General features: G+C 67.4%; 8 protein-coding genes. 1 reads left to right on the top strand and 7 read right to left on the bottom strand.

Annotated elements, in window-relative coordinates; all coding sequences use genetic code 11:
* Positions 1 to 37 precede the first annotated feature (37 nt).
* The 4 genes from DEJ01_RS18515 to DEJ01_RS03425 all read right to left on the bottom strand — a co-directional run bounded on the left by DEJ01_RS18515 (position 38) and on the right by DEJ01_RS03425 (position 5,191).
* Positions 38 to 496: a prepilin-type N-terminal cleavage/methylation domain-containing protein gene (locus DEJ01_RS18515; RefSeq protein WP_309146940.1), complete on the bottom strand. Its 459-nt coding sequence runs from the start codon at positions 494 to 496 to the stop codon at positions 38 to 40.
* A 185-nt stretch (positions 497 to 681) separates the two neighbouring features.
* A complete protein-coding gene (locus DEJ01_RS03435; protein WP_111023277.1) occupies positions 682 to 1,914 on the bottom strand; it encodes a type II secretion system F family protein in 1,233 nt (410 codons plus the stop codon).
* Positions 1,914 to 3,503 carry a type IV pilus twitching motility protein PilT gene (locus DEJ01_RS03430; RefSeq protein ID WP_309147055.1) on the bottom strand — a complete coding sequence of 530 codons (1,590 nt, stop codon included), beginning with the start codon at positions 3,501 to 3,503 and terminating at the stop codon, positions 1,914 to 1,916. Before DEJ01_RS03430 ends, DEJ01_RS03435 begins: the two co-directional genes overlap by 1 nt.
* A 20-nt stretch (positions 3,504 to 3,523) precedes the next feature.
* On the bottom strand, positions 3,524 to 5,191 hold the full coding sequence (locus DEJ01_RS03425) for a GspE/PulE family protein (protein ID WP_111023276.1): 1,668 nt from the start codon (positions 5,189 to 5,191) through the stop codon (positions 3,524 to 3,526).
* A gap of 401 nt (positions 5,192 to 5,592) precedes the next feature.
* On the opposite strand from DEJ01_RS03425, the gene DEJ01_RS03420 reads away from it, so the two are divergent.
* Positions 5,593 to 5,988: a VOC family protein gene (locus tag DEJ01_RS03420; protein ID WP_071245506.1), complete on the top strand. Its 396-nt coding sequence runs from the start codon at positions 5,593 to 5,595 to the stop codon at positions 5,986 to 5,988.
* Between the two features lie 129 nt (positions 5,989 to 6,117).
* On the opposite strand, the gene rpoC is transcribed toward DEJ01_RS03420, so the two are convergent.
* The 3 genes from rpoC to DEJ01_RS03405 form a co-directional block, all read right to left on the bottom strand.
* On the bottom strand, positions 6,118 to 9,999 hold the full coding sequence (gene rpoC, locus DEJ01_RS03415; protein WP_110863230.1) for a DNA-directed RNA polymerase subunit beta': 3,882 nt from the start codon (positions 9,997 to 9,999) through the stop codon (positions 6,118 to 6,120).
* A 44-nt stretch (positions 10,000 to 10,043) separates the two neighbouring features.
* On the bottom strand, positions 10,044 to 13,532 hold the full coding sequence (gene rpoB / locus DEJ01_RS03410) for a DNA-directed RNA polymerase subunit beta (RefSeq protein ID WP_071406174.1): 3,489 nt from the start codon (positions 13,530 to 13,532) through the stop codon (positions 10,044 to 10,046).
* 417 nt (positions 13,533 to 13,949) lie between these two features.
* The gene (locus tag DEJ01_RS03405) at positions 13,950 to 14,585 is read right to left on the bottom strand and encodes a hypothetical protein (RefSeq protein WP_111092217.1); all 636 of its coding nucleotides are present in this window, start codon (positions 14,583 to 14,585) and stop codon (positions 13,950 to 13,952) included.
* Positions 14,586 to 14,799: the final 214 nt, after the last annotated feature.

The raw sequence follows: 14,799 nt of genomic DNA, 5'->3' as shown, positions 1-14,799 counted from the left end.
GACGACCGATCAGTCGCCGCCCGCCCCGAGTGCTGTGTTAGGAGGCCTTCTTCGTGAACACGCCCGAGGCGCAGGTGCCCTCGGCGACACCCGAGGAGTCGGTTGCGCCGAAGGTCTTGGTGGTCGCCGTGCTCCTGCCCTGGATGCAGAAGGCGGTCTTGTCGGCGTTGACCGTGTAGGTCAGCGTCGTGTCCGACCCGGCAGTCGAACCAGCCTTCTTGTAGTCGGCCGAAGTCAGGTCAGCGCTGTCCGGGAACGCCCCGGTGCCATTGGTCGCGATGCTCACCACGGCGGTCTTCGCGTTGGTGACGTCCGACTTGACTGCCGAGTCCTTCGCGTTGTTCTGCACGCCGATGTACACCGGGATGGCGATCGCGGCGAGGATGCCGATGATGATGACGACGACGAGGAGCTCGATGAGCGTGAAGCCCTTCTCGCCGTCCTTCAGGAGACCCTTGCGGCGAGCGTCGAGCTTGCCCATGAGAGCGAAGTACATGGTTGTTTCCATTCTGCGGGGAATGTCGGGGAAATGATTTCGGGGCTTGCTCGGCCGCCGCAGATCAGCGTATTGGGGGCACATCGAGCGGCCAATCCCGAGAACGGGGGCCATGCTGGGCACAAAACACCCCCAGTGCGGGGGAGGGTCGATATCGACAATGCCCCCGCATGGGGGTGGGATGACTAGGAAGCGTTCTGCACGACGTTGGTGATCTGGAAGATCGGCATGTACAGCGCGATGATCATCCCGCCCACCACCACCCCCAGGAACGCGATGAGCAGCGGCTCGATCAGCGAGGTGAGGGCATCGGTGGTCGCCTCGACTTCGGCGTCGTAGAACACCGCGATCTTCTCGAGCATGATCTCGAGGGAACCGGCGTCTTCACCGACCGCGACCATCTGCGTCACCATTGCCGGGAAAACCGATTGTGCGGCGAGCGGCACCGCGATTGATTCACCTTTCCGCACGGCCTCTGCGACATTGTCGAGCGCGCGCTTCACGACGAAGTTGTTCGACACTTCCCCGACGATCCGCAATGCCTGCAGAATGGGAACGCCGGCGCCGATCATGTTCGAGAAGTTGCGCGCGAACCGAGCAATGACGATCTTCTTCTGCAGCGGGCCGAACACCGGGAGTTTCAGGGTGATCGGATCGATGAACGCTCGGACGCGTTCGGTGTTCTTGTTCGCTCGCCACCACAACCACGCCAGCACGACGACGATCGCGAGCGGGATCGCGACGTACCGCATGGCGTGTGACAGCGTCACGAGGATCTGCGTCGGCAGCGGGAGCGTGCCGCCGAGCGACGAGAACATGTCCTGGAAGATCGGGACGATGAAGATGAGCATGATGGCGACCGCCACCAGTGACATCACGAGCACGACCACCGGGTAGGTCATCGCCGACTTGATCGTCGAGCGGAGCTTGTGCTCCTTCTCGAAGTTCGTCGCGATGGAGTCCATGGCCTGGTCGAGGAACCCGCCGGTCTCCCCCGCACGGATCATGTTGATCATGATCGGCGGGAAGTCGACCGGGTACTTCGCGACGGCGTCGGAGAACGAGACGCCGCGCTCGACGTCGTCGCGGACCTTGCCGAGGATGTCCTTGAGCTTCTTGTTCTCGGTCTGGTCGGACAGGATCGTCAGGGTCCGCAGGAGGGAGAGCCCCGAGGTGAGCATCGTCGAGGCCTGTCGCGACATGATCGCGAGGTCCTTGAGGCCGACGCCCTTCTCGAACCCGGGGATCTTGATCTCGGTCTGGAGCCCGGTGCCGGCCTTGGCCTCGGTGATGGCGATCGGTGAGACGCCCATCCCCCGGAGACGCTGGACGACGGCCCCCTCGGACGCGGCGTCGAGGCGGCCCTTGACGAGCTTGCCGGCGCCGTCACGCCCGCGGTAGTCGAACGCGAGTGACATCAGTAGCCTCCGGAGAACTTGTCGCCGAAGTCGATGCCGCTGGCGGCGATCGCGGCGGCCGAGGAGTCGGACGGGGACTCGACGCGCTGGACGAGCCGGTCGAAGCCCTCTTCGTCGTGCACCTTCTCCATCGCGGCCTTGCGCGAGATCGTGCCGACGTTGACCAGTTCGGCGAGGTCCTGGTCCATGGTGTGCATGCCGAGGTCACGGCCGGCCTGCATGGCGGAGGTGATCTGGTACGTCTTGCCCTCGCGGATGAGGTTGCCGATGGCCGGGGTGATCGTCATGATCTCGGTGGCGACGACCCGGCCGACGCCGTTGGCCTTCGGGACGAGGGTCTGGCAGACGACACCCTGCAGGGTGGCCGCGAGCTGGGTGCGGATCTGCCCCTGCTGGTGCGGTGGGAAGACGTCGATGACGCGGTCGATCGTGCCGGGTGCGCTCTGCGTGTGCAGGGTGGCGAACACCAGGTGACCGGTCTCGGCGGCGGTGAGCGCGACGGAGATGGTCTCGAGGTCGCGGAGCTCACCGATCAGGATGACGTCGGGGTCCTGCCGCAGCACGTGCTTGAGCGCGGAGGCGAAGGAGTGGGTGTCGGCGCCGACCTCGCGCTGGTTGATGATCGACCGCTTGTGGTCGTGCATGAACTCGATCGGGTCCTCGACCGTGACGATGTGGTCGGCACGGCTCTCGTTGACCAGGTCGATGAGCGCCGCGAGGGTGGTCGACTTGCCCGAGCCGGTCGGGCCGGTGACGAGGACCAGGCCACGGGGCAGGCCGGCGAAGTCACCGACGTGCGCGGGGATGCCGAGCTGCTTGAGCGTCTTGATCCTGGTGGGGATGATGCGGAACGCGGCGCCCCAGTTGCCGCGCTGCTGGTAGTAGTTCACGCGGAAGCGGTACTCCGGCGACAGCGAGTACGCGAAGTCGAGCTCCTGGTGGTGGTCGAACTGCCCGGCCTGTTCGACGGACAGCAGCGTCTTGAGTGCCGCGATGACCTTGCCACGCGACCACGCGCCTCCGGGCACGGCCGGCCGGAGTGAGCCGTCGACGCGGACGGTGGGCGGGGCGTCGGCCGTGACGTGCAGGTCGGAGGCCCCCTGGTAGACGACCTGTGCGAGTGCGGTGATGAGGTCGGGGTCGGCGACCTCGCGTGCGTGCCGGGCGAAGTCGATGTCACCCGCCGAGGCCGCGGCGGGGGCCGGAGCAGGTGCCGGCGGTGCGGCGTGGTGCGCGCCGCTGTAGGCGATGGCCGGCAGCTGCTGGGTCGCCGGCTCGGCGTACCCGTAGGTGGCCGTCGACGACGGCACCGCGGCGGGCGGCGTCGCCGGAGCAGTGGCGGACTGCGCCACGGGAGCGGCGACCGGAACGCCCACGGGCCCGGCAACCGGGCTCGCCACGGCCGTGCCGGTGGGCGCGGGCCACACCGCCGAGTCGTCCGTCAGGTCGTAGACCTGCTCGGGCGGAGCGGCGGCGGCGGCCAGACGCGCGGCACGGCGGGAGCCGACCTCGGCGCCGGGCGTGCCGGGGTGCCACCCGGCGACGGGCTCGTCGCCGGGCATGGTGATGTCGTACACGGAGTCGGTCATCTGCTCGTCCTGTTCCCCGGTCACGCGACGACGCGCAGGATCTCGTCGACGCTCGTCATGCCGAGCTTGACCTTCTCGAAGCCGTCCTGGCGGAGCGTGAGCATGCCCTGCTGCTGGGCGACGCGGCTGATCTCCGCGCTCGAGGCGCGGCCGACGGCGAGCCGCTCGATCTCCTCGGTCACGGTCATGACCTCGTGCAGGGCGATGCGGCCGCGGTAGCCGGTGTTCGAGCAGACCGCGCAGCCGACCGGGGCGAAGAACGCGGGCATCTCGTCGCCGGGGGCCAGGAACCCGAGTGCCCGGAGCTGCTCGATCTCGTACACGGCGGGCGCCTTGCACCGGTCGCACAGCCGGCGGGCGAGTCGCTGGGCGACGACGGAGTCGAGGGCGGACCCGACCAGGAACGGCTCGATGTCCATCTCGGTCAGACGGGTCACGGCCGACGGGGCGTCGTTGGTGTGCAGGGTCGAGAGCACGAGGTGCCCGGTCAGCGACGCCTCGATCGCGATCTGGGCGGTCTCGTGGTCGCGGATCTCACCGAGCAGCACGACGTCGGGGTCGGAGCGGAGGATCGAGCGGAGCGCGGAGGCGAACGTCAGGCCGGCCTTCGGGTTGACCTGCACCTGGTTGATGCCGGCCATCCGGTACTCGACCGGGTCCTCCACCGTGATGACGTTGATCTCGGGCTTCGCCACGGCGTTGAGGGTCGTGTACAGCGTCGTCGACTTGCCCGAACCGGTGGGACCGGTGACCAGGATCATGCCGTACGGCTTCGAGTAGGACCGCTGGTACGCCTGGAAGTTCTGCTCGAGGAGGTTGAGGTCCTTGAGGGTCAGCGAGGTGTTCGTGTTGTCGAGGATCCGCATGACGACCTTCTCGCCCCACACGGTGGGCAGCGTCGCGACACGGAGGTCGATCTGCCGGCCGCCGTGCCGCACGGACATGCGGCCGTCCTGCGGCTTGCGACGCTCGGCGATGTCGATGTCGCTCATGATCTTCAGGCGGCTGATCACGCCGTTCTGGATGTTCTTCGGCGCCGGCGCCATCTCGTGCAGCACGCCGTCGATGCGGTACCGGATCCGGACCTCGTGCTCGCCGGGCTCGATGTGGATGTCGGACGCGTGGTCCTGGATGGCCTGCGACACGAGCAGGTTCACGAACCGGACGATCGGGACGTCGTCGAGGGCGCCGTCGGCGATGTCGATCTGCGCCTTCGAGGTCGTCGATGCTTCTTCTTCCAGCGACGACGTCAGGTCGTTCAGCTCGTCGTCGGCACGCAGGTACCGGTCGAGGGCAGCGACGAGGTCACGCTCCTCGACCTGCAGCGGCTTGATCGCGCGACCAGACGCCGTCCGGGCGTCGTCGATGGCGAGCACGTTCGTGGGGTTCACCATCGCGAGGATGAGCAGATCGCCCTCGAACCCGACGCCGAGCACACCGTGACGACGGCACAGGGCCGCCGGCAGGATCGACACCGCGGTGCCGTCGACGGGGTAGTCGCTCAGCGGGACGGTGCGTGAGTTGTTCGACGCGGCCCGGGCGGTGATGAACTGGGCCTCGCTCACGACGCCCTGGTCGACCAGGCCACGGATGGCGCGCTCGTCGAGGTCCTCGTCACCCGTCATCGCATCGAGGTGCTCGATGGGCAGGGCGCCGTTCAGGATGAGGATCTCGGACAGGGTCGCCATGAGTCCCGTGCCTCCTTGGACTCGCGCACGGCGAGACGTCGTCGGGTGATGCGCCACCAGGGATGTGGCGCCCGACCACGCTACTTCTGGGGCCCTCGCCGACCGCAGTCCCAGAAAGAGGGGGCGGAGGGGGTCCGGCTGCACCCAGAACTGGGGTCCACGACCGGTTCGGCCCCGGTCCGGGGGACGCCTGGGCCGGTTCGCGGTGGCCGTCGGAGGGTGCATGTCCGCCAGCCTCCCGGACCCCGCACGGCTGCCGGAGTCCTGGCGAGCGGTCCGTGGAGAACGTCGGTGTCACACGGGGGTGTGGAGGAACGAGGCCGTCGTCCGACGCGGGCCGGACAGCGCGGCGCCGCGGAATCCCTCTCGACGCGCGCCCCCACCCGGGCACATGATGAGACATGGACATCACGAGCGTGACCGTGGGGTTGCCCGTCAGCGACATCGAGGCGTCCTGCCTCTGGTACGGCGCGGTCTTCGAGCGCACCGAGCCGGACCTCGAGCCCGAGGACGGCGTCGCCGAGTACGAGGTCGGCGGCATCTGGATCCAGCTCTACGTCGACGAACAGGCCGAGGAGAACCCGGTCAGCGTCCGATTCGGCGTCGACGACGTCGCCGCGCAGCACGCACGCATCGGCGCGCTCGGCATCGACATCGGCCCCGTCGAGTGCGTCGACGGGGCGGTCGACTGGTTCGACGTCCGCGACCCCGACGGCAACGTGCTGAGCCTGTTCTCGCTGGTCGACGAGACCGGACGCGGTTCCGGCCGCGACAACGGCGCGGGCCGCGCGCTCTAGCCGCGACCCCACGGCGGACGGGAGGCCCGTGGCGGCCCCGCACCGCGCCTCCAGGCCGTCACGGGGTGACGACACGACGAAGGCCCCGCCTCCTTGCGGAGACGGGGCCTTCGTGGGATCACATCAGGCTCAGTTGTACGTGCCCGGCGTGAAGTCGTCCGACGAGAAGCTGTCGAAGTCGACGAAGCTCAGGTCGGCGTCCGAGAACGACGAGTCGTCAGCGAAGATGCGGTTGGGGTACCGCTCCGCCTTCGCCTCTTCGGTCGCGTTCACGTCCACGTCACGGTACCGGCTGAGGCCCGTCCCGGCGGGGATGAGCTTACCGATGATGACGTTCTCCTTGAGGCCGACGAGGTGGTCCTGCTTGCCCTCCATGGCCGCCTGCGTGAGCACGCGGGTGGTCTCCTGGAAGGAAGCGGCGGACAGCCACGACTCGGTCGCGAGGGACGCCTTCGTGATGCCCATGACCTCCTGGCGAGCCGAGGCGGTCTTGCGACCCTCCTGCAGCGCCGCACGGTTCAGCGCGTTGTAGCGCGACCGGTCGACGAGCTCACCCGGAAGCAGGTCGGTGTCGCCGTGGTCGACGACGGTGACCTTGCGGAGCATCTGGCGGACGATGACCTCGATGTGCTTGTCGTGGATCGGCACACCCTGCGAGCCGTAGACGTCCTGCACACCGTTGACCAGGTGCTTCTGGACCTCTCGGACACCCTTGACCCGGAGGACTTCCTTCGGGTCGACGGTGCCGGCGATGAACTGCTCGCCGAGCTCGACGTGCTGGTTGTCCTCGATGAGGAGCGTCGCACGCTTGAGCACCGGGTAGATGAACGGCTCGTCGCCGTTGTCCGGCGTGAGGATGATCCGACGACCCTTGTCCGTGTCCTCGACCACGACGCGGCCGGGGGCCTCGGCGATCGGGGACGCGCCCTTGGGGGTACGCGCCTCGAAGAGCTCCGTGACACGCGGCAGACCCTGGGTGATGTCGTCGGCCGAGGCCGAACCACCCGTGTGGAAGGTACGCATCGTCAGCTGGGTACCGGGCTCACCGATGGACTGCGCGGCGATGATGCCGACTGCCTCACCGATGTCGACCAGGTTGCCGGTGGCGAGCGAACGGCCGTAGCACTTCGCGCAGACACCGACGGCCGACTCGCAGGTCAGGACCGAGCGCACCTTGATGCTCTCGACACCGGCTGCCAGCAGCTTCTCGAGGAGCACGTCACCGACGTCCTCGCGAGCCTCTGCCACGACCGTGCCCTGTGCGTCCACGGCCTCGGTGGCCAGGGTGCGGGAGTACACGGTGTTCTCGACGCGCGGGTCGCGGACGAGCTTGCCGTCGGCGTCCACGGTCGCGATCGGCAGCTCGAGGCCACGCGTCGTGCCGCAGTCGTCCTCGCGGATGATGACGTCCTGCGAGACGTCCACGAGACGACGGGTGAGGTACCCGGAGTCCGCGGTACGGAGCGCGGTGTCGGCAAGACCCTTACGAGCACCGTGGGTGGCGATGAAGTACTCCGCCACGGTCAGGCCCTCGCGGTACGAGTTGATGATCGGGCGGGCGATGATCTCGCCCTTCGGGTTGTTCACCAGACCACGCATACCGGCGATGTTGCGGACCTGGAGCCAGTTACCACGAGCACCGGACGACACCATGCGGTTGATGGTGTTGTCGACCGGGAAGTTGTCGCGCATCTCCTGCGCGATCTCGTTCGTGGCCTCGGTCCAGATCTTGATCAGGTCGGCGCGACGCTCGGAGTCGGTGATCAGACCCTTGTCGAACTCGCCCTGCACCTTGGCGGCCTGGATCTCGTAGCCCGCGATGATCTCCTTCTTGCGAGGAGGCGTCACGACGTCCGACAGGGCGACGGTCACACCGGAGCGGGTGCCCCAGTAGAAGCCGGCGTCCTTGATCCGGTCCAGCGCAGCGGCCGTCTCGGTCTTGGAGTAGCGCTCGGCGAGGTCGTTGACGATCGCGGAGAGCACGCCCTTGTCGGTGACCTTCTGGACGAACGGGTAGTTCGCCGGGAGGGTCTCGTTGAAGAGCGCACGGCCCAGGGTCGTCTCGAGCAGCACGGTGTCGCCCTGCTCGTAGCCCTCGGGAGCTTCACCCTCGGCGAAGTGGACACCCGTCATGCGGATCTTCGCCATCGCGTTGAGGTGCAGCGTGTGCTGGTCGTTGGCCAGGATCGCCTCGGCGACCGAGGAGAACGCACGGCCTTCACCGACGGCGCCCTCGCGGACGGTCGTCAGGTGGTGCAGACCGATGATCATGTCCTGTGCAGGCAGGGTCACCGGACGGCCGTCGGACGGCTTCAGGATGTTGTTCGAGGCGAGCATCAGGATGCGGGCCTCGGCCTGGGCCTCGACCGACAGCGGCAGGTGCACGGCCATCTGGTCACCGTCGAAGTCCGCGTTGAACGCAGCACACACGAGCGGGTGGAGCTGGATGGCCTTGCCCTCGACGAGCTGCGGCTCGAACGCCTGGATGCCCAGACGGTGCAGCGTCGGCGCACGGTTCAGCAGGACGGGGCGCTCGCGGATGATCTCCTCGAGCACGTCCCACACCTGCGGACGCGAACGCTCGACCATGCGCTTGGCCGACTTGATGTTCTGCGCGTGCGACAGGTCGATGAGGCGCTTGATCACGAACGGCTTGAAGAGCTCGAGCGCCATCTGCTTGGGCAGACCGCACTGGTGCAGCTTCAGCTGCGGGCCGACGATGATGACCGAACGGCCCGAGTAGTCGACGCGCTTGCCGAGCAGGTTCTGGCGGAAACGACCCTGCTTGCCCTTGAGCATGTCGCTCAGGGACTTCAGGGCACGGTTGCCGGTACCCGTGACCGGACGACCACGACGACCGTTGTCGAACAGCGCGTCAACGGCTTCCTGCAGCATGCGCTTCTCGTTGTTCACGATGATCTCGGGGGCACCGAGGTCGAGCAGGCGGCGGAGACGGTTGTTGCGGTTGATCACACGACGGTAGAGGTCGTTGAGGTCCGACGTGGCGAAACGGCCACCGTCGAGCTGCACCATCGGGCGCAGCTCCGGCGGGATGACCGGCACGACGCCGAGCACCATCGCGGCCGGCGAGTTGCCGGTGGCGAGGAAGGAGCTGACGACGCGCAGACGCTTGATCGCGCGGATCTTCTTCTGGCCCTTGCCCTCGGCGATCTGCAGACGCAGTGCCTCGGCCTCGGCGGCCAGGTCGAACGCCTCGAGCCGGAGCTTGATCGCCTCGGCGCCCATGTAGGCGTCGAAGTAGATCCCGAACCGGTCCTGGAGCTCGTGGAAGACGGCGTCCTCGGGCTTGAGGTCGCCCACCTTGAGGTTGCGGAAGTCCTCCCACACACGCTCGAGACGGGTGATGTCCTCGTCGAACGACTTGCGGACCTGGGACATCTCCTTCTCGGCGGTGTCCTTGGTGCGGCGCTTGACGTCGGCCTTGGCACCCTCTTCCTCAAGGGCTGCGAGGTCGTCCTCGAGCTTCTTGAGGCGGTCGGCGATGATCGAGTCGCGCTGGCCCTCGAGGGTCTTGATCTCGAGACGCATCTCGTTCTCGAGACCCGGCATGTCCGCGTGACGGCCCTCTTCATCGATGTCGATGATCATGTACGCCGCGAAGTAGATGACCTTCTCGAGGTCCTTCGGCGCCATGTCGAGGAGGTACCCGAGGCGCGATGGGACGCCCTTGAAGTACCAGATGTGCGTGACGGGGGCAGCGAGCTCGATGTGGCCCATGCGCTCACGACGGACCGAGGACTTGGTGACCTCGACGCCGCAGCGCTCGCAGACGATGCCCTTGAACCGGACACGCTTGTACTTGCCGCAGGCGCACTCCCAGTCGCGGGAAGGACCGAAGATCTGCTCGCCGAACAGACCGTCCTTCTCGGGCTTCAGGGTGCGGTAGTTGATGGTCTCCGGCTTCTTGACCTCGCCGTACGACCACTGACGGATGTCCTCGGCGGTCGCGAGGCCGATCCGAATGGCGTCAAAGGAAGTTGCTTCGAGCAATGTTCTTCTCTCTTGCTGATTCAGGCTTCGATGTACGGGCGGGATCAGATGTCGTCGACAGAGGACGACTCGAACCGCGAGGAGATGTTGATGCCCAGCTCCTCCGCAGCGCGGAAGACCTCGTCATCGTTGTCGCGCAGGCTGACCGCCTGGCCGTCAGCCGAGAGGACCTCGACGTTCAGGCAGAGCGACTGCATCTCCTTCATGAGGACCTTGAAGGACTCGGGGATGCCGGGTTCCTGGATGTTCTCGCCCTTGACGATCGCCTCGTAGACCTTCACGCGGCCGAGGATGTCGTCGGACTTGATCGTCAGGAGCTCCTGGAGGGCGTAGGCGGCACCGTACGCTTCGAGCGCCCACACCTCCATCTCACCGAATCGCTGTCCACCGAACTGCGCCTTACCACCCAGCGGCTGCTGCGTGATCATCGAGTACGGACCGGTTGAACGCGCGTGGATCTTGTCGTCGACCAGGTGGTGCAGCTTGAGGATGTACATGTAGCCGACCGAGACGGGCTCCGGGAACGGCTCGCCGGAGCGGCCGTCGAAGAGCTGCGCCTTGCCGGACGAGCCGATCAGGCGCTCGCCGTCGCGGTTCGGGAGGGTCGAGTCGAGGAGGCCCTCGATCTCGCGCTCGTACGCACCGTCGAACACCGGGGTGGCGACCTTGGTGCCGGGCTCGGCGCTGTGCGCTGCCTCCGGCAGGTTCTCGGCCCAGTCCTGGATGCCCTCGACGTTCCAGCCCTGCTTGGCGAGCCACCCGAGGTGGATCTCGAGCACCTGGCCGAAGTTCATGCGGCCGGGGACGCCGAGCGGGTTGAGGACGATGTCGACGGGGGTGCCGTCGGCGAGGAACGGCATGTCCTCGACCGGGAGGATGGTCGAGATGACGCCCTTGTTGCCGTGACGACCGGCGAGCTTGTCACCCGCGGTGATCTTGCGCTTCTGGGCGATGTAGACGACCACGCGCTGGTTGACACCAGAGCCGAGTTCGTCGTCACCGTCCTGCGAGTCGAACACCTTGACGCCGATGATCGTGCCCTCTTCACCGTGGGGCACCTTGAGCGAGGTGTCGCGGACTTCGCGCGACTTCTCGTTGAAGATGGCACGGAGCAGACGCTCCTCGGCGCTCAGCTCGGTCTCGCCCTTCGGCGTGACCTTGCCGACGAGGATGTCGCCGGGGCGGACCTCGGCACCGATGCGGATGATGCCGCGCTCGTCGAGGTCGGCCAGCAGGTCCGGGCTGACGTTGGGGAGGTCACGGGTGATCTCCTCCTTGCCGAGCTTGGTGTCGCGGGCGTCGACCTCGTACTCCTCGATGTGGATCGAGGAGAGCGTGTCGTCCTTGATGAGGTTCTGCGACAGGATCATCGCGTCCTCGTAGTTGTAGCCCTCCCACGGCATGAACGCGACGAGGAGGTTCTTGCCGAGCGCGAGCTCGCCGTTCTCCGTCGCGGGACCGTCGGCGATGACCTCGCCCTGCTCCACGCGCTCGCCTGCGGAGACGATGACGCGGTGGTTGTAGCTCGTGCCCTGGTTGGAGCGGTCGAACTTGCGCAGGTAGTAGGTCTGCGTGCCGCCCTCGTCGAGCTGCAGGGTGACGGCGTCGGCCGAGACCTCGGAGACGACACCGGCCTTGTCGGCGGTGACGACGTCGCCGGCGTCGATGGCCGTGTAGCCCTCCATACCGGTACCGACGAGCGGCGACTCGGAACGGAGCAGCGGGACGGCCTGACGCTGCATGTTCGCACCCATCAGGGCGCGGTTCGCGTCGTCGTGCTCGAGGAACGGGATGAGCGACGTCGCGACCGACACCATCTGGCGCGGGGAGACGTCCATGTAGTCGACCTCGTCCTTGGCGACGAGTTCGACCTCGCCACCCTTCTTGCGGACGAGCACCTTGTCGTCGGCGAAGTGGAAGTCGTTCGTCAGCGGGGCGTTGGCCTGAGCGACGACGAAGTCGTCCTCTTCCGAAGCGGTGAGGTAGTCGATGGTCTTCGTGACCTCGCCGTTGACGACGCGACGGTACGGGGTCTCGATGAAGCCGAAGGAGTTGATCCGACCGAAGGACGCGAGCGAACCGATCAGGCCGATGTTCGGGCCTTCCGGGGTCTCGATCGGGCACATGCGGCCGTAGTGCGACGGGTGGACGTCACGGACCTCGACGCCGGCACGCTCACGGGACAGACCACCCGGGCCGAGGGCCGAGAGACGACGCTTGTGCGTCAGGCCCGCGAGCGGGTTGTTCTGGTCCATGAACTGCGACAGCTGGGACGTTCCGAAGAACTCCTTGATCGCGGCGACGACCGGACGCACGTTGATGAGCGTCTGGGGCGTGATCGCCTCGATGTCCTGCGTGGTCATGCGCTCGCGGACGACGCGCTCCATGCGGGACAGACCCGTGCGGACCTGGTTCTGGATGAGCTCGCCGACGGCGCGGATGCGACGGTTGCCGAAGTGGTCGATGTCGTCCACGTCGAGGCGCAGCTGCACCGGCTCGCCGTCACGGACGCCGTCGATCGTGGTGCGCTCAGCGTGCAGCGACACCAGGTACTTGATCGTCGCGACGATGTCCTTGACGGTGAGCACCGAGTCGGACAGCGGGGCGTCCATGCCGAGCTTGCGGTTGACCTTGTAGCGGCCGACCTTCGCCAGGTCGTAGCGCTTCGGGTTGAAGTAGAAGTTGTCGAGGAGCGCACGCGCGGCCTCGGCAGCGACCTGCTCGCCGGGACGGAGCTTGCGGTAGATGTCCTTGAGCGCCTCTTCCTTCGTGAGGACGGCGTCCTTCTCGAGGGTCGACTCGATCGACGCGAAGCCCTGGAACTCGTCCATGATCTCTTCGCTCGTCAGGCCGAGGGCCTTGAGGAAGACGGTCACGGACTGCTTGCGCTTGCGGTCGATGCGCACGCCCACCTGGTCGCGCTTGTCGATCTCGAACTCGAGCCAGGCACCACGCGACGGGATGATCCGCGCCGAGTAGATGTCCTTGTCGGAGGTCTTCTCCTGCTGGCGCTCGAAGTACACGCCGGGCGAACGGACGAGCTGCGACACGACGACGCGCTCGGTGCCGTTGATGATGAACGTGCCGCGTTCGGTCATGAGCGGGAAGTCGCCCATGAAGACCGTCTGCGTCTTGATCTCACCCGTCATGTGGTTCATGAACTCGGCGTTGACGTACAGCGGAGCGGCGTAGGTCTTGCCGCGCTCCTTGCAGTCGTCGATCGAGTACTTCGGGTCTTCGAGCTCCGGCGCGGTGAACGAGAGCTGCATGGTCTCGCCGAGGTCCTCGATCGGGGAGATCTCCTCGAAGATCTCCTCGAGCCCCGAGTGCAGCGCGAGGTCGGTACGACCCTGCTCCTGCCCTTCGGCGAGGCGGGCCTTCCAGACGTCGTTGCCGACGAGCCAGTCGAAGCTCTCCGTCTGGAGTGCGAGCAGATCAGGAACCGTGAGGGTGTCCGTGATCTTGGCGAACGAGAGTCGCGAGTGGTTGCGACCGTTCTTGGGGTTGGTGGATGCGTTGGGCGCAGCAGCCAAGGGTGTGACCTCCGGTAGGCCCCGTCGGGCCGACACTGACGAGCAGTGTGTAGGTGAGTGGATTGATCGCTCGGCGAACCCTGAGATGCAAGCCCTGCGACCACGCCGACGCGTGCCTGACGCGGAACGTCGGTGCACGTGTGGGATGATCTCCGTGAGCGGTACCCGCCGCCATATACGGGTCCGGCTGCACCAGGGCGAGATGAGTTTCTGTCTCAGAACTCTGCGTCGACCGCAATATGACGACACGGATGCCAGGGAGCGCGAACTGTCATCATAGTTCGCTCCGTGGCGCGCTGTCCAGTCCCGGCTTGACCGGATTCGGCAGTGGCGTGTATAAGCCGCCACACGCCGCTTCCATTCCCGGGCTCAGCCGGCACCCTGCTCAACAGGGCCCCTGCTCAGCCGAGCCCCTGATCAACCGAGACGCTCGCGCTCGACGCGATCCGCGCCTCCCGGCCCGCCCGGCAGTCCGGCCAGCGCACGGAACGCGTCCTCCGGGCGACGTGTGCGGACGAACGTGACCCGGCCCCGGTCGTCCGTGAGCTCGATCCCGAGCCCCGGCGTGAGGATGAGCGCACGCTCGCCGCGACGGATCCGCAGGCCGACACCGCCGTAGGTGGCAGCGTCCGCCTCGACCAGGCGGACGTCGGTGATCCGCCGGCGCGGGATGCGCCGCGGCGGGAGCGGACGGAAGTGCAGGGTCACGTGCCGCTCGGTGACGGTGAACCCGGCCCGGGCGAGCAGGAGCAGCGACCCGAGGGCGACGGCGAGCAGGGCCGGCACCAGCAGGGCGACCTCCGGCGCGTCCCCGGGCCAGCCGAGCACGGCGGCGGACAGCCCGGCGCCGCCGAGGAGCAGCGCCGTGCCGACGACCCGCATCCAGGTGGGTGCGGTCTCGCGGTCGGCGTGGAACGGCAGGGCGGCGCTGGACGGATGGGCGGCACGGGACGGCCGGGAGGCCCGGATCACCCGGGTGGGTCGGGTTCCGGACCGGTGGGTGTCCGGGGTGGTGAGGCGTGCGGTGGGCACGCTCATGGTGTCGGCGGTCATGACGGAGGTCTCCTGCGGCGGATCAGCAGTGGTGCACTCGTCATCGGGTGCGGTGCGTTCGACGGCCAGCGCGCGCGGGTGGCCGGAGGGGTGGCGCGCAGCAGCACGCCGACGGCGCGCACGCTCGAGCGGTGGGGGCGCTCACGGGCACGTCGTGGTCACGGTGTCCGGGCGGACGCGTGGAGTGTGGGGCACACACGCATCGACGCTCTGG

The sequence above is a fragment of the Curtobacterium sp. MCLR17_040 genome (assembly GCF_003234735.1).
Classification (GTDB): domain Bacteria; phylum Actinomycetota; class Actinomycetes; order Actinomycetales; family Microbacteriaceae; genus Curtobacterium; species Curtobacterium flaccumfaciens.
Note: the sequence above shows the minus strand (reverse complement) of the source record. Positions and strands in the feature narration are given on the sequence as shown.